The organism is Citricoccus sp. SGAir0253 (genome assembly GCF_005877055.1).
Classification (GTDB): Bacteria; Actinomycetota; Actinomycetes; order Actinomycetales; family Micrococcaceae; genus Citricoccus.
Genome location: NZ_CP039424.1, coordinates 338,385 through 356,886 on the forward strand (window position 1 = coordinate 338,385; position 18,502 = coordinate 356,886).

The window sequence follows — 18,502 nt, forward strand, 5'->3', positions numbered from 1 at the left end:
CTCAGCCCGTCCGCGGCCGGTCGATCGCCAGTACCTCGCCGAGCGTGCCCCACTCGTTGCGGCCGAGCCGGGCCAGCGGGTCCAGCCGCTTCGCCTCGGGCAGGGATCGCCCGCGCGCGTCCGTGTGCAGGGTGTCCGAGTCCACCGAGACGTGCACGACCGTCCCGAGCACCAGGAAGCTCGAGCCCACCGGCACCACGCGCTCCAGCCGGCACTCCATGACCGCCGGGGAGCCGGCCACGCGCGGCGGGGCCACCACCACCGAGTCCTCGGCCTCGATCCCGGCGGCCGCGAACTCGCTGACCTGCGGGTCATAGGGCGCCGAGGACTGGTTGGCCTGCTCGAACTGGGACCGGGAGACGAGCGAGATCGTGAACTCCCCGGTCGCCTCGATGTTGTTCAGCGAGTCCTTGCGTCCGGTGGAGGAGAACAGCACGACCGGCGGTTCCTCCGAGGCCATGGTGAAGAAGGAGTGCGGGGCGAGGTTGGCCGTGCCCCCGGCGGACAGCGAGCCCACCCAGGCGATGGGGCGGGGGACCAGGATCGACTTCACCAGCAGGGTGGTCTCGCGGTCCCCCAGGGCGGCGGGGTCGAACTCGGTGCGCCGGCGCGGTTGCGTGTCCATGGCCCCAGTGTGCCGCACGGGCCCCGCGGCCCGCAGGGCCGCGGGGGTGCCCCGGCAGGTCCGGTGCTGCACAGCGGACGGTCCGCCCGGCCCGCTCCCCAGCGCCGTCTCCCCGCCGGGCACGACGGCGGCCGGTTCCCTAGCGTCGGGGGCAACCCTTCCCCTCGAGTCCAGGAGGACGCCATGGTCTCCCCGGTCCCCGACGAGTCCCGGCTCTGGCTGCTGCAGGCGGCGGTGGGCCACCTCCAGCAGGTCGTCACGGAGCTGGGCCAGGTGGGTGCGGGAACGAGGCAGGTCGCGGACCGCATCCACGCCCTGTCCTCCATCGACTGGCGTTCCCCGGCCGGCGAGGCCTTCGCCGAACGCAGCCGGCGCCTGCGGGCCCGCGCCCAGCAGCTCGCCGAGGAGGCGGAGGCCTCGGCGCAGCTCGGCCGGAACGCCATCACGGACCTGGAGCACCGGATCGGCCGGCTGCAGGCGGAGCTCGCGGCGGCACGGACCGTCCTGGCGGCCGGCGCCGGGCTGGGGATCGGCTGATGGGGCCCCGGGCCGCCGAGGCGCCCGCGCCGCCGTCATACGCGGTGCGCGGCGGGCCGGCGAGCATCCATGCCGAACTCGGGGAGCTCGAGTGGGGCAGCGCGCTGCTGGGAGCGGCGGCGGCCGAGGCCACGGCGCTCGCGGTCCGGGCCGCGGGCTGGGAGCACCTGGTGGCGCTCGCGGGCCAGCAGGCCGCCCTGGCGGCGGCCCTGGCCGCTCGCACCGCGGACCTGTCCGCGGGGCTGATGTCCGTGGGGACGGAGGCGCAGTCCCTGGAACTCGCCGTGGGGTTCTCGGCGCGGTCCTACCGGGAGGCCGAGGAGTGGGCGCTGGGGGCGGTCCAGCGGGCCGCCGGCGGGCCCTCGCTCGGCCTGGCGCTGGGCCTGTGGGCGGCCGGGGAGCCGATCCCGCTGCCCGTGACCGAACTGGCGCTGGCCGGGGCGGGAGACCTGCTCCCGGCGCTGCTGGGCGGCATGGGATGGTTCGGCCTGGGCCTGCGGTTGGTCGCGGACGTCCCCGGGAGGCTCGCGCGGGACGCCGGCCGCACCGGTCCGCTGAGCGGCCCCGAGCGCCTGTACCCGCTGATCGTCCGGCTCGGCGGGACCGCGGGGCTCGTGCAGGTCGGTCCCGTGCGCGTGCGCTCGGCCGAGCGCGTGGCCGCACCGGGGAGCCAGTCCGGGGAGTACGCGCTGGACGGCTCGCTGGGCGGGCTGCTGGACCACCTGGACCGGGGCCGGCTGGAGGCGGCGGGCCCCGGCGCCGTCCAGGTCACCCGCATCGCGCCCACGGCGCCGGGGGCGCCGGAACGGGTGTGGCTCGTGGCCCTGCCGGGCACCCAGTCCGGGGACTTCCGGGATGCCTCCGGGTGGTCGACCAACCCCTTCGACGCGAGCGGCAACGGCGAGGCGATGGCCCTGGACTCCCAGCACGTGGCGACCGGGGTGGCCGAGGCGCTGCGGGCGTCCGGGGCACAACCGGGGGACACCCTCGTGCTCTCGGGCTACAGCCAGGGCGGGATCCACGCCGCGCGGCTGGCCGCCGACCCCCGGATCAGGTCCGAGTACGACGTGCAGGGAGTCCTCACCGTCGGCTCGCCCACCGGGGAGATCGCGCTGCCGCAGGACGTGGAGGCGCTGCACCTGGAGCATGACGAGGACGTGGTCCCGGGGCTGGACGGCCGCGGCAACCCGCAGGGCGCCCACCGGACCACCGTCACGTTCTCCGGCACCGTGGCCGGTGCCGGGGCGGGCGAGGGGCGGGCCGGGGACTCGACGTTCAGCGCCCACGGGTTCGAGAACTACCGCGCCCACGTGGCCCGGCTGGACGCCGGCGGCGAGGCGGCCGCGGCGGCGCCGGTGCTCGCGGCCCCGGCGGCGGACGGGGTCCCCTCGGCCGTGGTGGACCGGCCGGCACCGCCCGGGCGGCCACCGCTCCTCGGCGGGATGGCCGTGGGCGGGACAGCGTCCGGCCCGGCTGGGGATCTCCTCTCCGCCCGCCCGCCGGCCGATCCGGCAGCCCCGGCGGCCTCCGCGGTCGGCCCGCCGGCCGCCCCGGCAGCCCCGGCGGCCCCGGAAGGGCCGAGCCCCGCCGAGCGGCTCGCCCCCACCACCGAACGCCTGGCGGCGCTGACCACTGGCGCGGCCGTCACCCGCTCGGTCACCCTCGAGCGCACCCGTCCGGGCCATCCGCGCCACCCGCTGGAGGCGGGACCGGACCGGGGGGAGGCCCGCACGACGCGGTCCCCGCGGTGACGGACGGGGCCGGGGCAGGGAGAGGCGGGTCAGTCCCCGCGGCCGCGGCGCGTGCCGAGGATGCCGTTGGCGAGCACGGAGACGATCGAGATGACGATCGCCGCGATCACGGCCGTCCACCAGAAGTCGTCCACCGTGACCTGCATCGGCAGGTAGGAGGTCAGCCAGACGGTGAGCATGAGCATGCCGGCATTGATGATGATCGTGAACAGCCCCAGGGTCAGGCACGTGATGGGCAGGGACAGGAACGAGATGAGGGGCTTCACCACCGCGTTCACTGCCCCGAAGACCAGGCCGATCACGAGGTAGGCGATCAGCGTGTCGACCGTGGGGTCGCCCGTGACCGCCTCCCGGGCGTGGACGTCCATGCCCGGCAGCAGCCAGGCGGCGACCCACAGGGCCAGGGCATTGACGATGACGCGCAGCAGGAACCTCATGCGCTCATCGTCCCACGCCCCGCCCGCCCCGGCAGGAGGGTTCGCCGCCTCTCCGGCCCTCGGCGGGGCGAGCCGCCCGGGCGAGCAGTTCGTCCGGCGCGGAGCCGTCCTCGTGCCGTTCCGTCGGCAGTTGGCCCGGACTGCCGTGCATTCCGTCCGGATCCGGAGGCCCGCCGCTAGGCTCAGGTGCCATGAACGACGCACAGCCCATCCGACCGCGCCCCGTCCTCGGCAGGCTCCCCGCCTACGCCGCTGGCAAGCCCCCCGCGCCGGTGGACGGCCTGGTCTCCTACAAGCTCGCCTCCAACGAGAACCCGTACGGGCCCGTCCCCGCGGTGCGCGAGTCCATCGCGCGGTTCGACGCCATCGCACGCTACCCGGACCCGCTCTCCACGGCCCTGCGCGAGCGACTGTCCACCCACCTCGGCGTCGATGCCCAGGACATCGTGAGCGGGGCCGGCTCGCTCGGCGCCCTCACCCAGATCATCACCACCTTCGCCGGCACGGGCGAGGACGGCGTCCCGGACGAGGTCATCTTCGCCTGGCGCTCCTTCGAGGCGTACCCGATCGTGGTCCGCTCCTCCGGGGCCCTGGACGTCCAGGTGCCGCTGACCGCCGACTTCCGCCACGACCTGCCGGCCATGGCCGCGGCGATCACCGAGCGCACCCGCGTGGTCCTGCTGTGCACCCCCAACAACCCCACGGGTCCGGTGCTGACCACGGACGAGGTGGAGGACTTCCTGGCGCAGGTGCCCCCGCACGTGCTCGTGGTCATCGACGAGGCGTACCAGGAGTTCGTCCGCCAGCCCGACGCGGTGGACGGGATCGACGTCTTCTCCCGCCACCCCAACGTCGCCGTGCTGCGCACCTTCTCCAAGGCCCACGGCCTGGCCAACCTGCGCGTGGGCTACTCCGTGACCCATCCCCACGTCACCCAGTACCTGCGTGTGCTCGCGGTGCCCTTCGCCGTGTCCTCGCTGGCCGAGCAGGCCGCGATCGCCTCGCTGGACCACCTCGAGGACGTCATGGAGCGGGTGGACACGGTCGTCGCCGAGCGCGAGCGCGTGGTGGCGGCCCTGGCGGAGATGGGCTGGGACGTGCCGGACACCCAGGCGAACTTCGTCTGGCTGGACCTGGGCGAGCAGACCCCGGGCTTCGTGGAGGCCGCCGCCCGCCGGGCCCTGTCCGTGCGCGGCTTCGGCACCGAGGGCGTGCGCGTGTCCATCGGCGAGCAGGAGGCCAACACCCGGTTCCTCGAGCTCTGCCGCGAGGTCCTCGTCCCCCAGCCCGAGTAGGGAGGACGCCGGCCCCGGAGGAGCCGCGCCGCGGGGACCGATTCCCCCGCGGGGCCGCCGTGCCGGCGCGCGCGTCATGCCCGGATGGACGATTCCCCCGGTACTGCCGTCATGGACCGTCCATCCGAGGATGACCACATGACGGACCACGGATGACCACGTGACGGGCCGCCCCGCTGCTGCGTCCCCCGGTGTCCCGTCGCCGCGGCGGCGGCCGGCCCGGCCATGCCCCGAGCCCTCGCGCCGGGCACGTGGCCGGTCGCGCGACAGGCGGTCGTGAAACGAGCGAGTACGCCGGGCTCGGACTAGTCTGGACCGGGACCGGCGCCGGGCGTGCCGGCCTGGAAGGAGTCCCCCCGTGCCCCAGACGCCGCCGCCGACCCCGGCGACCGAGCTTCCCGACGGTGCCGTCCGCCTGCTGGACGCCGACGGCACCCTGCACGAGGACGCGCGGTTCAGTCCCTACCTGCAGGGCCTGGCCGACGAGACGCTGCAGCGCATGTACCGGCTCATGGCCACCGAGCGCCGCGTGGACCAGGAGGGCACCTCCCTGCAGCGGCAGGGCCAACTGGCCCTGTGGGTGCCGGCCGTCGGCCAGGAGGGCGCGCAGGCCGGGGCCCTCACCGCGCTGCGGGACGAGGACTGGATCTTCCCCACCTACCGCGAGCACCTGCTCGCACTGGGCCGCGGCGTCACGCCGGGCCAGCTCTTCGAGCTCTTCCGCGGCACCGCCCACGCCGGCTGGACCGCCGCGGACCACCGGGTCCAGCCCTACACGCTCGTGCTCGCCGCCCAGACCCTGCACGCCACGGGCTATGCGTGGGGCATCGCCCGCGACCAGTCGGACTGGGACGCCGAGCGCCGGGCCGCCGAGGGCCAGGTCGTGCTGGCCTGCTTCGGGGACGGTGCCTCCTCCGAGGGCGACGTCCACGAGTCCATGGTCTTCGCCGCCAGCTACGACCTGCCGGTCGTCTTCTTCTGCCAGAACAACCAGTGGGCCATCTCCGTGCCCGCCTCGACCCAGACGCGCGTGCCGCTGGCCCGCCGTGCCGCGGGCTACGGCTTCGAGGGCGTCACCGTGGACGGCAACGACCCGCTGGCCATGCACGCCGTCACCGCGTGGGCGGCCGAGCAGGCGCGCACCGGGGCCGGGCCCGTGATGATCGAGGCGCACACCTTCCGCAGCGGCGCCCACACCACCGCCGACGACCCCACGAAGTACCGGACCCGGGAGGAGGAGCAGGCCTGGGCCGCCGTCGACCCCCTGGCCCGGCTCGCCGCGCACCTGCGGGCCACCGGCGCGGCCGGTGCCGACCCGGACGCGTTCTTCGCGGACGTGGCCGCCGAGGGCGAGGAGCTGGCCCGCCGCACCCGCGAGGCCGTGCTCGCCATGACCGGGGACGCGCTGCCGACCCTCGATGACGTCTTCGAGACCGTCTACGCCGAGCCCCACCCGCTGGTGGCGGAGGAGCTGGCTTGGCACCGGCAGTGGCAGGCCGGGTTCGCCGACGCCGAGACCGCCGAAGGAGACGCCTCGTGAGCACGGACACCACCACGACGCCGGCCGGTTCCCTTCCCGGGACCGCGGCCGGGACCGCGGCCGCCGGGACGGCCGGGGGCGCCCCGGCCGAGGGGACCCCCACCGCGGCCCCCGCCGGCACCGCCGCCGAGGCCGCCACCCGGCTCGCCGGCGTCGAGACCCTGACGATCGCCAAGGCCATCAACCGGGCCCTGGCCGACGAGCTCGCCGCGGACGAGAAGGTCCTGCTGATGGGCGAGGACATCGGCTCGCTCGGCGGCGTCTACCGCGTGACCGAGGGGCTGAAGGCCCGCTTCGGCGCCGACCGGGTGGTCGACTCGCCGCTGGCGGAGTCGGGCATCATCGGCACCTCGATCGGCCTGGCGCTGCGCGGCTACCGCCCCGTGGCCGAGATCCAGTTCGACGGCTTCGTCTTCCCCGGCTTCAACCAGATCACCACCCAGCTGGCCAAGATGCGCGCCCGCACCCGGGGCGCCGCGAGCGTCCCGGTGACGATCCGCATCCCCTACGGCGGCGGCATCGGCTCGATCGAGCACCACTCCGAGTCGCCCGAGGCGCTGTTCACGCACACCGCCGGGCTGCGCGTCATCACCCCGTCCAATGCGCACGACGCCTACTGGATGACCCGCCAGGCCGTCCGCTCCCAGGACCCCGTGATCATCTTCGAGCCCAAGCGCCGCTACTGGCTCAAGGGCGAGGTGGACCTGTCCGAGGCCGGGCATCGCGGCCTGTCCGCCTTCGAGGCGCAGGTCGTGCGCGAGGGCACCGACGTGACGATCGCGGCGTGGGGCCCCCTCGTGCCCGTGGCGTTGGCCGCCGCGAACGCCGCCGCCGAGGACGGGCGCTCCGTGGAGGTCGTGGACCTGCGCTCCCTCTCGCCCGTGGACTTCGACGCCCTGCAGGCCTCGGTGGAGAAGACCGGCCGGATGGTCATCACCCACGAGGCCCCCACCTTCGGCGGCCTCGGCGGGGAGATCGCCGCCCGGCTCATGGAGCGGTCCTTCCTGCACCTGGAGGCGCCGATCCTGCGCGTGGGCGGGTTCCACCTGCCGTACCCGCCGTCCCGCGTGGAGGAGCAGTACCTGCCGGACCTGGACCGGCTGCTCGACGCCGTGGACCGCACCTTCGCGTACTGACCCCCTCGGCCGCGGACCCGCCCGGCGCCGTCCGGGCCGCGTCCCGGGCCGCCGTCCTGACCCATCCAGACCCCAGACCTGACCACCGGACCCGGGTCCCACCGCGCGGCAGCGCGCGGCGAGACCGCGCGCCGGACCGACCACGACCGCCGGGAGAGCACCCCATGGAGACCTTCAACCTGCCGGACGTCGGCGAGGGACTGACCGAGGCCGAGATCACCGAGTGGAAGGTCGCCGTCGGCGACACGGTCGCCGTCAACGACGTCCTCTGCGAGATCGAGACCGCCAAGTCCCTCGTCGAGCTGCCCAGCCCCTACGCCGGCACCGTCGCCGAGCTGATGGTGCCCGTGGGCGAGACCGTCCCGGTCGGCACCCCGATCATCGGCATCACCACCGCCGCGGGGACCGGGGCGCCGGGCGGCGACGCCGCGGCCGCTGCCGGGGCCGTGGCCCCGTCCGAGAGCGTGGCGGGGGGAGAGACCGGGGGAGAGGCCGACGACGACGGCCCGGCCCCGCGCCCCGGCGTGGGCGAGGAGGCCCCCGTGCCCGCCGACGGCGGCGTCTCCCGCGGTGCATCCACCTCCGCGTCCCCGGGGGGCGCCGGATCGGGCGCCGCGCTGACCGGCTCGGGCCCGAAGGCCGACGCCACGCGCCGCCGCCCGCGCCGCTCCTCCGGCACGGGTGCCGGCACGGCGGCCGCCGTCCCGGCCACCACCCCGGCCGGCCGGGGCGGGACCTCGACGGCGGCGTCCTCCGCCGGCGCCCCGGCGTCCCCGACCGCCGCGACCACCCCGACCGCCGCCGCCCAGCCGTCGGCCCCCGCCCCGGCGGGCCGGGGCCGGAAGCTGCCGGCCGCCGTCGGGCAGTTGGTGGCCGCCGGCCGCGAGCGCCAGGCCGAGGCCGCCGGGCTGTTCGAGCGGGTGCTGGCCAAGCCGCCGGTGCGGCGCATCGCCAAGGAGCTCGGCGTGGACCTGACCAAGGTGCGCGCCACGGGCCAGTTCGGCGAGGTCACCCGCACGGACGTGGAGGACTACCTCGCCGAGCGGGAGACGAACATCCAGACCTCGGGCTCGTTCTGGATGCCGAACACCGGCGACAACGAGCGCCGCACGGAGCGCATCCGCGTCAAGGGCGTGCGCAAGGCCACCGCCCAGGCCGTGACCGAGTCCTACCGGGACGCCCCGCACGTGTCCATCTACGTGGACGTGGACGCCAGCCGGACCATGGAGTTCGTGCAGCGGCTGAAGAAGTCCCCGGACTTCGAGGGCATCAAGGTCACCCCGCTGCTGATCCTGGCCAAGGCCGTCATCTGGGCCGCCGCGCGCAACCCCCACGTCAACGCGAGCTGGACGGACGAGGAGATCCTCGTCAAGCACTACATGAACCTCGGCATCGCCGCGGCCACCCCGCGCGGGCTGCTGGTGCCGAACATCAAGGACGCCAACGAGCTCTCCCTCAAGGAGCTCGCGATGGCCCTGACCGAGCTGGCCAAGCGCGCCCGGGACGGCAAGACGCAGCCGGCCGAGATGGCCGACGGCACCATCTCCATCACCAACATCGGGGCGCTGGGCATCGACACCGGCACGCCGATCATCAACCGCGGCGAGGTGGCGATCGTCGCCTTCGGCACCATCCGGCAGAAGCCGTGGGTCGTCTCCGGCGAGGTCATCCCGCGGTGGATCACCACCCTGGGCGGATCCTTCGACCACCGCGTGGTGGACGGGGACCTCTCGGCGCGGTTCATGGCCGACGTCGCGGCGATCATGGAGGAGCCGGCGCTGCTGCTGGAGTAGCCCGGCGGGCCCCGGCGGGGGTCCGGCGGCCTACTCGCCGGCCTCGAAGGAGTGGGCGAGGACCCAGGACGGGAACGAGGTGATCTTCGCGTCGATCACCAGGGGCCGGTCCCGGGGCCCGTCCACCCAGTCCCGGACGGCCTCCAGGTCCGACTCCTGCCGCACGGTCAGCCCGTGGCAGCCGTAGCCGGCGGCGATCGCGGCGATGTCCGTCTCGGGGAACACCACCGTGTCCAGGTCCTCGGTCTCGTGGACGAAGTGGTGCACCTCGGCGCCGTAGGCGTTGTCGTTGTAGACCACCACCACGAGCGGCAGGCCCAGCCGCACGGCGGTGTCCAGTTCCACGAGGGACATCATGAACCCGCCGTCCCCCACGCCGGCGACCGCCACCCGGCCCGGCAGCGCCACGGCCGCGCCGATCGCGCTGGACAGGGCCAGCCCGATGGACTGGAAGGCCAGCGGGACGCAGTACCCCTCGTGGTCCGGCACCCGCAGGTGCATGGCGGGGTAGGCGTTGAAGTTGCCGCCGTCCGGCACCACCACGCGCTCGTCCGGCAGCATCCGGTCCAGGACGTTCGTCAGCAGCCGGGGGTCGATCCGCCCGCTGCCGGGCTCGCCCTCCACCACCGGCTCGGAGGTGTCCTCGAAGGGCTGGTCCGCCCAGTCCAGGGACGCGGCCACCTTCCGGGCCACCTCCGGGGTCCGGTACCCGACGGCGGCGCCCGCGCCCGGCGCGGCGGCGTCGCCCCCGCCGGTGCGTCCGGCCAGCGCGGCGGTCACCGCCTCAGCGGTCAGCGCCGCGTCCCCCAGCACGGCCAGGTCCACGGGGTGGTGGAAGCCGAAGGCCTCCCGCCGGTCGTCCACCTGGGCGACGGTGGCGTGGCGCAGCAGTTCCCCGCCGCGGGTGGTCCACCGGTTCAGGGCCGCCCCGAAGGCGACGATCACGTCCGCCCCGGCGATCAGCTCCGCCGCGCCCTCCGTGGAGAAGCCGCCCATGACGTCCAGGTGCCACTCGTCCTCCTGCAACAGCCCGCGGCCCGCCGCGCTCGTGGTCAGCAGGGCCCCGGTCACCTCGGCCAGGCGGCGCAGCCCGGGCACCGCACCCGCGGCCCCGCGGCCGCCCACGATCACGGGCCGCCGTGCCCCGGCCAGCAGCTCGGCGAGCCGGTCCACCGCCTCCGGGGCCGGCGCCGAGCGCAGGGGACCGGCCGGAGGGGCCGCCTGCTCCAGCCGCGCCACCTCCCGCTCCGGGACCTCCGCGTTCTGCAGGTCCAGGGGCAGGGACAGCACGACGGTGCGGCGCTGGTCCACCGCCGTCGTGACCGCCCGGATGACGTCCCGCACGGCCGAGGCGGGCGAGTGCACCCGCTCGGGGACCGCGCCCATGCCCTCGGCGACCTTGTCCTGGTCGACCCAGAAGTTGCTCTGCCGCTGGTCCCCGGGGGTGTCCCCGGTGACCACGAGCACCGGGGAGTGGGCCTTGGCCGCCTCGCCGATGCCGGTGAGCGCGTTCGAGAACCCGCAGCCCTGGTGCACGGTGAGCACCGTGAGCTCGCCCGTGGCCCGGGCGTGGGCGTCCGCCATGCAGGCCGCGCCCATCTCGTGCCGGGCGGCCACGAACTCCACGCCCGCGCGGGCCATCGCGTTGGTGACGCGGAAGTTCCCGCTGCCCACCACGCCGAACATCCTCCGGGCGCCCATCCTCCCGATGAGCGTGCCCACTGCCTCGTCCACTCGCACTGCCGCCGTCCTCTCTGCAGGGTGTCACCGCGTCCGCCGCGACGGGGCGGGCGCGTCCGGGGTGGGACCGTCCGGCCCCTACAGCTCGGCGAACATGTCCGGCACGGACAGCTCGCCCTTGATGGTCCCGTACGTGCGGGCCGTGGCGGCCAGTTCCTCCTGGGCGGCCATGTCGAACTCCGCGCGGAACCGCGGGAGCTTGACGTCCGCCAGCACCTTGGGGTCGATCTTCGTGTAGGTGCCGGTGATCCGGCGGACCTCGTCCGGGTTCGCCTGCGCGTACTCCAGGCCCTTCACGAGCGCGGCACGGAACGAGCGCACCAGCTCCGGGTCCTTCTCGATCGTGTCCTCGCTGGCGAAGTACCCGCCGGTGTCCAGCTCCGGGTTGGCCTCGGCGTAGGGCCAGGAGACGGCCACGAAACCGGCCTGCAGGGCGGGGGTGACGAAGGGCTCCACGACGATGCCGGCGTCCAGCTGCCCGTTCTCCAGGGCGGCCTGCACGTCCGGGAACGCCATCTCGATGAACTCGAGCGAGCCGCCGTCGCCGCCGGCCTTGTCCATGGCCTGCCGGCACGCGGTGTCCCCGATGTTCGCCAGCTGGTTGGAGGACAGCGTCTTGCCCTCGAGGTCGCGGATGTCCTCGTAGCCCGAGTCCTCGAGCGCGATGAGGGCGACGTTGTCGTTGCCCGGCTCGCCCGTGGTGGTGGAGCCGGAGCAGAAGAACTTCAGCCCGATGCCCTGGGAACGGGCGACCATCATGGACACCACGTTGCCGAAGGCGAAGTCGAACTGGCCGGAGGAGACGCCCGGGAAGGGGATGGCCCCGCCGGAGGTCGCCTCGATGCTGACGTCCAGCCCGGCCTCCTCGAAGAAGCCCTGGTCCTTGGCCAGGTGCAGGGGGGCCACGTCCACGATGGGGATGGCCGCCACGGACACCGGGCGCAGTCCGGCGGAGGAGCTGCCGGAGGCGCCGCCGGACGGGCTCGCCGCCGAGCCGGAGCCGCCGCCGGAGGGCTGGCCCTGGCCACAGGCCGCCGCCGTGCCGGCCACGAGGGCGGCGGCGCCGGTGAGGAGCAGGTGGCGGCGGCTCAGCGAGCGCCCTGCGCGCGGAGGGGTGGGAGTGGTCTCGGTCCGGGTGCCCATGCGAACTCCTTCGGTCGGTAGGCCGGGTGAGTCCCATCGAACCCGTTGGGCGGCCACCGGACCACTGATCCTTTCGCCAGTGACCCATAGAGATGGTCTATGGGTGCGCGGCCGTCCCCCAGTCCGCGGGCGCATCCAGCGGGTGCTCGCGCAGGACCGCGAGGACCCAGCCGGCGAACCACTCGGCGGCCGCGGTGCGCGGCGAGGAGGCCGCGTGCAGGTACACCGGCGTCTCCACGTCCCCCAGGGGCAGGTCCCACGCGTGGAGGGGCCAGCGGGAGGACCAGCCGGGCACCACGATCCCCGGGGCGATCGCCAGCAGGCCCGTGGCCGAGAGGACGGCCGGGATGCCCGCGAACCCGTCCACCGTCACGGAGCCCGGCGGGGCGGGCGGCAGCCGGGACTCCACGACCGTGTGCCCGGTGGTGCCCCGCACCACGATGCGCGGCAGTGCGGCGAGGTCCTCGAGGGTCGGGGGCGAGGTGAAGCGCCCCGCCCGGGAGATCCCCACGTAGCGGTCCCGGCGGAGGGGCGTGGACTCCAGCCGGCCCCCGAGCCGGACGGAGGCGATCGCCACGTCGAGCTCACCGGACCCCAGGTCACGGGCCGCCGTGCCGGTGTCCAGGGGCAGGACGTCCAGGCGGGCCCGCGGGGCCACCGCGCCCAGGGCGGACACGAGCACGGGCAGGAACGTCGCCTGGCCCAGGTCGGTCATGGCCACCCGGAAGGTGGTCGGCGCCGTGGCGGGGTCGAAGGCCTCCAGCCGGGCCACGGCCGCATCGGCCTCCCGGGGCAGGTGCCCCACCTCGGCGTAGAGCTGGAGGGCGGCGCGGGTGGGACGGATACCGCGGCCGGAGCGCTGGAACAGCTCGTCGCCCGTGGCCCGCCGGAGCCGGTTCACCGCGTGGGTGACGGAGGACTGGGTGAGGTTCAGCCGCGCGGCCGCCGCCGTCAGCGTGCCCTCCTCGACCACGGCCGCGAACACCCGGACGAGGTTCAGGTCCAGCATGGCCGGTCCGGCGGGCGGCGGGGCGGCGGAGGGATCATGGGGACCATTCTGTCCCGGCCGCGGCCGGGACTCCACGGATCGCGGCGGGCGGAGCCGGGCGGTCCCGGGCGGCCGGCTCGGTGCCGAAGCAGTTGCGGGTCGGAATGATTGACGTATTGAACTATCCACGCCGGATGTCTATTCTGGTGCCACGCTGTGGGACACGTCACACCGCGGCCCGCGAGGGCCCGGGCCCCGTACCCCGGCACTGACAACCCCCTGTCACGAGCGGAGCACCACGAGCGATGACCGACCAGACACCGTCCACCGGAGCGCCGGGGCCCCGCCGCCCCCGCGGGTCCGGGGGCTCCCACCGCGAGACGGAGGTGGAGCGGCTGCACCGCCTCGAGGGCGCCTCCCGCGTCGACCAGCGCCGCGGGGACACCCGCCGGCACGTGGACGCGGCCACCGTGGCGGGCCTCGACATCCCCACGCGCCCGGACCCGGCCGCCCCGCCCACCTCGGTGGCCCAGTCCGGTCCCACCGGCTTCCCGACGCCGTCCGGCCCGGCCCGCGCCCGGCGCCGGTCCCGGCGCGGCGGCATGACCCGGTTCCTGGGCCTGCTGGGCCTGCTCGGCTTCCTCGTGACCTGGCAGCTGCTGCCCCTGACCGGGATCGTCAACCCCGCCTACCTGCCCCCGGCCTCGGCGGCGATCACCGACCTCTTCCGCAACCTCGGCCTGGCCGCCTTCTGGGAGGCCGTCGGGGACACCATGTGGCAGTGGCTCCTGGGCATGGTCATCGCGGTGACCGCGGCCGCGGTGCTGGGCTTCGTGATCGGCTCGTCCACGGTCCTGCGCCGGTTCACCAACTCCACGATCGAGTTCCTGCGCCCCGTGCCCTCCGTGGCCCTGATCCCGCTGGCCGTGCTGCTGTACGGCGTGGACATCGAGTCCGCCCTGCTGCTGATCGTCTACGCCTCGTTCTGGCAGGTCCTCATCCAGGTCCTCTACGGGGTGGCGGACGTGGACAACGTGGCCATGAACACCGCCCGGTCCTACGGCCTCGGGCCGTTCGCCCGGCTGCGGTACGTCATCTTCCCCACCACCCTGCCCTACCTGATGACGGGCATCCGCCTGGCCGCCGCCGTCGCCCTCATCCTGGCGATCACCGCCCAGCTGATCATCGGCACCCCGGGCCTGGGCGCGGAGATCGCCAAGGCCCAGTCCGGCGGCTCCTACGTGGCGATGTACGGCCTCGTGCTGGCCACCGGCCTGCTGGGCGTGCTCATCAACCTGGTCATGCGCATCATCGAGCGCCGCGTGCTGTCCTGGCACTCCTCGGTGCGGACGGAGGTCGTCAAGTGAGAATGCTCAAGTCCGTCCTGTACATCGTCGCGCTGCCGGTGCTGCTGCTGGTGATCTGGTACCTGGCCACCGCGTTCGGGGAGAAGAACTTCTTCGTCCCCACCCCCACCCTGCTCGCCGAGACCTTCGTGGACACGTGGACCTGGGACCGGATGACCCGGGACGTCTTCCCGTCGCTGACCCGCCTGCTGTTCGGCATCGCCGGGTCCATCCTCATCGGCATCGTCGCCGGCCTGCTCATCGGCTCGATCCGCTGGCTGCGCGCCCTGCTCGAGCCCACCCTCGAGTTCTTCCGGGCCATCCCGCCCACCGTGCTCATCCCCGTGCTGATGCTGCTGATCGGCATCGGCGACGACATGAAGGTCGCCGTCATCATCTTCGGCGCCGTCTGGCCCATCCTGCTGAACACCATCGAGGGCGTGCGCGCCATGGACGAGGTCCTCTCGGACACCACGCGCACCTACGGCATCGGCGGCGTGAACCGCGTGCGCTACCTGATCCTGCCCTCGGCCGCGCCCCAGATCATGGCCGGCATCCGCCAGTCGCTGTCCATCGCGCTGATCCTGATGGTCATCTCCGAGATGTTCGCGGCCTCCTCCGGGCTGGGCTTCACCATCGTCCAGTTCCAGCGCTCCTTCGCGATCCCGGAGATGTGGTCCGGCATCGTGCTGCTGGGCATCATCGGCGTGGTGATGTCCTTCATCTTCCAGCTGGTCGAGCGCCTGGTTCTGCGCTGGTACCACGGCCTGCGGGAGATCGAGAATGCGGCCTGACCCGTCCCGCCCCGGCGCGGCCCCCGGGCCCGCCCCCCACGCTTCCGACCCCACCATCCCCACCCAGGAAGGGACCGAGGACATGACCCCGGACCAGATCTCCCCCGCCGGGACCGCCGGCACCGTCTCGTCCCAGGGCGGCGTGGCCGAGACCCCGGACGGCCTGCTGACCGTGGGCAGGACCATGCCGGACGGCGAGGCCATGCTGGCCGTGCGGAACCTGAAGAAGGTGTACCACACGGACGGCGGCGACATCGAGGCCGTCCGGAACCTCACCTTCGACCTGCCGCAGGGCCAGCTGGCCTGCCTCGTGGGCCCCTCGGGCTCCGGCAAGACCACGCTGCTCAAGTGCATCTCGGGCCTGCTGGCCCCCACCGCGGGCGAGGTCACGCTGCACGGCAAGAAGGTCACCGGCCCGCCGAAGTCCATGGCCGTCGTCTTCCAGGAGTACGGCCGGTCCCTGTTCCCGTGGATGCGGGTGCGGGACAACGTGGAGCTGCCGCTGAAGAACCAGGGCGTGGACAAGGCCAAGCGGGACGAGCTCGTGGACAACGCGCTCGAGGCCGTGGGCCTGGCCCACGTGCCGAAGTCCTACCCGTGGCAGCTCTCCGGCGGCATGCAGCAACGCGTCGCCATCGCCCGCGCCGTGGCGTACCAGCCCGAGGTGCTGCTGATGGACGAGCCGTTCGCCGCCGTCGACGCCCAGACCCGCGCCGACCTGGAGGACCTCGTCCGCACCGTGTGGAAGCAGCTGGGCGTCTCCGTCCTGTTCGTCACCCACGACATCGACGAGTCCGTCTACCTGGGCGAGCGCGTCATCATCCTCTCGTCCTCGCCCACGGTGATCCAGCAGGACGTGCTGATCGACCTGCCGGACGAGCGCGACCAGCTCGAGACCCGCTCCTCGCAGCGCTTCTCCGAGCTGCGCCACCACGTCTACGAGCAGATCCAGCTCGCCAAGAAGGGCTTCCGCCCCGAGGACTCGATCGCGAAGTAGCCTCCCGGTCCGTCCCCACCGCTCGGTCCCTCTCGCTCTGCGGGCAATACCCGCGGGTCACTTTGCGGGCAATACCCACCGGTGGGTATTGCCCGCAAAGCGCCATCGGGGTGTGGGAAGGCCGGGCGTGTCGTCCACCTGGGCCGGTGGTCGCGGCCCGGGTGGGTGCCCCGCTCGGCCATGCTGGCCGCATGTCACGACGCCGGCCCCTTCCCGAGGAGTACCTCCACGCCCCCTTCAGCCGCGTCCGGGCCCTGGCGGACGGGCTGCCCGAGGGGCGGCTGCGGGCCGGCGACCTCGAACGCATCGGACACGGTCTCTACCGGTCCCGGGCGGCCCCGCTGGGGGACTGGTCCGGGATCGGGCTGCCCCCGCCGCCCCACGGGGTGGCACCCGGACACCTCGCCTCCCTGCTGGAGGCCACCGGCGGTGCCCTGTCGCACCAGTCGGCGGCCCATGTCTACGGGATCCCGTTGCCGCCGTGGCTCCAGGAGGAGACGGACATACAGGTCACGGGGCCGAGCCCCGTGCTGCGCAGTCGCCGCCCCGGGACCAGGGGACATCGCCGGCCGCTGGACCCGGCCGACGTCGTGGTCCACCACGGGATGCCCTGCACCACGCCGGAGCGCACCTGGCTGGACCTCGCCTCGCTGCTCCGGCCGGGCCAGGACGACCTGCTCGTGGCCGCCGGCGATCACCTCGTCAAGCATCCGTGGGTGGAGGGCAGGCGCGAGATGCCGTGGACGACGCGCGAGCGGCTGGAACGGGTGTTCCGGCGCACGGGGCGCTTCAAGGGCGTCCGGCTGGCCCGGGCCGCGCTGCCGCTCATCCGGGTGGGCGCGGACTCGCCGGCGGAGACGCTGGTGCGGCTCGCGCTGGTGGCCGCGGGGCTGCCGGAACCGGCACTCCAGGTCCACGCCACGGACCTGCCCGCGGACCGGTATCCCGCCGATCTCGGGTACCGGGAGGCCAGGATCGCCCTGCAGTACGACGGCGACCACCACCGGGATCCCGCGCAGCAGGAGGTCGACGCCCGCCGCGACGCGTGGTTCGTCCGCCACGGCTGGCTGGTCATCCGCATCACGGTGCAGGACCTGCGGGACGACCTGCGGGACGTGGTCCGTCGGATCCAGGGCCGCTTCGCTGCGCTCGCGCTGCCCTCCGCCTGAGGCGCGGCGGTCCGCTCCGCCCCGTGGCGCGCCGGTCCGCTCCGCCCCAGCACTTTGCGGGCATTACCGACCGGTGGGTATTGCCCGCAAAGTGCCAGGGGCTCGGCGCGCACCCACCGGTTATGCCCTGAAAACGCGATGGACGGCGGACGGGGGCGGGGCGGCGCGATCACTAGGCTGGGGCCATGGCGGAGCACGGCGCGAGCGATACGACCCTGGACCGGCTGATCCGGATCCTCGGCGCGTTCGACGCCGAGCGCTCCACGCTGTCCGTCGCCGCGCTCGCCCGGCGGGCGTCCATCCCGCTGCCCACCGCCTACCGGTGGGTGGACCGGCTCACCGCGGCGGGCCTGCTCGAGCGCGGGGAGGGCGGCGCCGTCGGGCCCGGGATGCGGCTGTGGGAGCTGGCCTCGCGGTCCTCGCCCGGCACCTCCCTGCGGCAGGCGGCCATGCCGTACATGGACGACGTCCAGGCGGTGCTGCGCCAGCACACCCAGATCGCCGTGCTGGACCCGGCCGGCGTGCTCGTCCTCGAGCGGCTCTCGGCGCGCGGTGCGGTGCCGAACCAGGCGACCATCGCCGGCCGGCTGCCGCCCTTCACCACGGCGCTGGGCCTCGTGCTGCTCGCCCACGCGCGGCGGCACGTCACGGAGTCCTTCCTCGCCGAGCACGCCGCGGAGCTCGGCGCCCCGCTCTCCGACTTCTGGCACGACGGCGGCGCCTCCATCGCGGGCGCGTCCGCTCCCGGCCAGGGGACGCTGCGCGGCAGCGCGCGCGGCGTGGTCAACCCGACGGAACCGGAGCTGCGCGCCCAGCTCGCGGAGGTCCGCCGGCGCGGGTGGGCCTCGGTGGACGGGCAGATCGACTCGGAGGCCACCGGCGTGGCGGTGCCCGTGCTCGCCCCGGACGGGCAGACGATCGCCGCCCTGGGCGTGGTGGTGCCCCGGTCCTCGGAGTTCCGCCCCGGCCTGGCGCCCATGCTGCTCGCCGCCGCCCGCGGCATCAGTCGGGCGCTGTCCCCCCAGGACGCCATGCACCCGGCCGACGCCGTCCAGCCGGTGCACGCGCCCGTCGACGTCCCGGGGGAGTGACGGCGCCGGGGTGCCCCCGGCCCCCGCGGCTCCGCCGGCCGCGCCCCCGGCCTCGCCCCGGCTCCGTCGGACGCCGCCCTGCCCGCCGGACGTGCGTCGCGTCACCCCCGGCGGGCGCCA

The 18,502-nt window shown here is 74.7% G+C and carries 16 protein-coding genes; 11 read left to right on the top strand and 5 right to left on the bottom strand.

Translation table 11 applies throughout. The annotated features are described in order from the left end of the window. Nucleotide 1: 1 nt before the first annotated feature. Complete coding sequence (locus E7744_RS01540) at nucleotides 2–625, bottom strand: flavin reductase family protein (protein ID WP_137772596.1); 624 nt, start codon at nucleotides 623–625, stop codon at nucleotides 2–4. Nucleotides 626–808: 183 nt separating this feature from the next. Between E7744_RS01540 and E7744_RS01545 the strand changes: the two genes are divergently transcribed. Both E7744_RS01545 and E7744_RS01550 read left to right on the top strand, forming a co-directional pair. Continuing rightward, nucleotides 809–1,162, top strand: a complete 354-nt coding sequence (locus E7744_RS01545) for a hypothetical protein (protein ID WP_137772597.1) — start codon at nucleotides 809–811, stop codon at nucleotides 1,160–1,162. Beyond that, complete coding sequence (locus E7744_RS01550; protein WP_137772598.1) at nucleotides 1,162–2,913, top strand: hypothetical protein; 1,752 nt, start codon at nucleotides 1,162–1,164, stop codon at nucleotides 2,911–2,913. The genes E7744_RS01545 and E7744_RS01550 overlap by 1 nt, the downstream gene beginning before the upstream one ends. 29 nt (nucleotides 2,914–2,942) lie before the next feature. Here the strand turns inward: E7744_RS01550 and E7744_RS01555 are convergent, their stop codons facing one another. Then, nucleotides 2,943–3,350, bottom strand: coding sequence for a phage holin family protein (locus tag E7744_RS01555; protein WP_137772599.1), 408 nt, complete (start codon nucleotides 3,348–3,350; stop codon nucleotides 2,943–2,945). Nucleotides 3,351–3,541: 191 nt separating this feature from the next. Here E7744_RS01555 and hisC point away from each other — a divergent pair, with 191 nt between their 5' ends. From hisC to E7744_RS01580, 4 genes are all read left to right on the top strand, one after another. Continuing rightward, entirely contained in the window at nucleotides 3,542–4,645 is a 1,104-nt protein-coding gene (gene hisC, locus E7744_RS01560) for a histidinol-phosphate transaminase (protein ID WP_137772600.1), read from the top strand. Between the two features lie 358 nt (nucleotides 4,646–5,003). After that, complete coding sequence (locus E7744_RS01565; RefSeq protein ID WP_137772601.1) at nucleotides 5,004–6,185, top strand: thiamine pyrophosphate-dependent enzyme; 1,182 nt, start codon at nucleotides 5,004–5,006, stop codon at nucleotides 6,183–6,185. 161 nt (nucleotides 6,186–6,346) lie between these two features. Continuing rightward, nucleotides 6,347–7,321, top strand: a complete 975-nt coding sequence (locus E7744_RS01575) for an alpha-ketoacid dehydrogenase subunit beta (RefSeq protein ID WP_137774780.1) — start codon at nucleotides 6,347–6,349, stop codon at nucleotides 7,319–7,321. 164 nt (nucleotides 7,322–7,485) lie between these two features. After that, the gene (locus E7744_RS01580) at nucleotides 7,486–9,114 is read left to right on the top strand and encodes a dihydrolipoamide acetyltransferase family protein (protein WP_137772602.1); all 1,629 of its coding nucleotides are present in this window, start codon (nucleotides 7,486–7,488) and stop codon (nucleotides 9,112–9,114) included. A gap of 30 nt (nucleotides 9,115–9,144) precedes the next feature. Here E7744_RS01580 and E7744_RS01585 read toward each other — a convergent pair whose 3' ends face one another. From E7744_RS01585 to E7744_RS01595, 3 genes are all read right to left on the bottom strand, one after another. Next, the gene (locus E7744_RS01585) at nucleotides 9,145–10,848 is read right to left on the bottom strand and encodes a thiamine pyrophosphate-binding protein (RefSeq protein WP_371415367.1); all 1,704 of its coding nucleotides are present in this window, start codon (nucleotides 10,846–10,848) and stop codon (nucleotides 9,145–9,147) included. An 84-nt stretch (nucleotides 10,849–10,932) separates the two neighbouring features. Then, entirely contained in the window at nucleotides 10,933–11,997 is a 1,065-nt protein-coding gene (locus E7744_RS01590; protein WP_246858504.1) for an ABC transporter substrate-binding protein, read from the bottom strand. A gap of 97 nt (nucleotides 11,998–12,094) precedes the next feature. Continuing rightward, nucleotides 12,095–13,006, bottom strand: a complete 912-nt coding sequence (locus tag E7744_RS01595) for a LysR family transcriptional regulator (RefSeq protein ID WP_137772605.1) — start codon at nucleotides 13,004–13,006, stop codon at nucleotides 12,095–12,097. 284 nt (nucleotides 13,007–13,290) lie between these two features. Here E7744_RS01595 and E7744_RS01600 point away from each other — a divergent pair, with 284 nt between their 5' ends. From E7744_RS01600 to E7744_RS01620, 5 genes are all read left to right on the top strand, one after another. Then, nucleotides 13,291–14,352, top strand: coding sequence for an ABC transporter permease (locus E7744_RS01600; protein WP_371415368.1), 1,062 nt, complete (start codon nucleotides 13,291–13,293; stop codon nucleotides 14,350–14,352). After that, nucleotides 14,349–15,125: an ABC transporter permease gene (locus tag E7744_RS01605; protein WP_137772606.1), complete on the top strand. Its 777-nt coding sequence runs from the start codon at nucleotides 14,349–14,351 to the stop codon at nucleotides 15,123–15,125. Before E7744_RS01600 ends, E7744_RS01605 begins: the two co-directional genes overlap by 4 nt. Before the next feature lie 184 nt (nucleotides 15,126–15,309). After that, entirely contained in the window at nucleotides 15,310–16,122 is an 813-nt protein-coding gene (locus E7744_RS01610; RefSeq protein ID WP_371415388.1) for an ABC transporter ATP-binding protein, read from the top strand. Nucleotides 16,123–16,313: 191 nt separating this feature from the next. Then, nucleotides 16,314–17,291 (top strand): DUF559 domain-containing protein, encoded by a 978-nt coding sequence (locus E7744_RS01615; RefSeq protein WP_137772607.1) that lies wholly within the window; start codon nucleotides 16,314–16,316, stop codon nucleotides 17,289–17,291. Between the two features lie 185 nt (nucleotides 17,292–17,476). Further along, nucleotides 17,477–18,382: an IclR family transcriptional regulator gene (locus E7744_RS01620; RefSeq protein WP_137772608.1), complete on the top strand. Its 906-nt coding sequence runs from the start codon at nucleotides 17,477–17,479 to the stop codon at nucleotides 18,380–18,382. Nucleotides 18,383–18,502 lie beyond the last annotated feature (120 nt).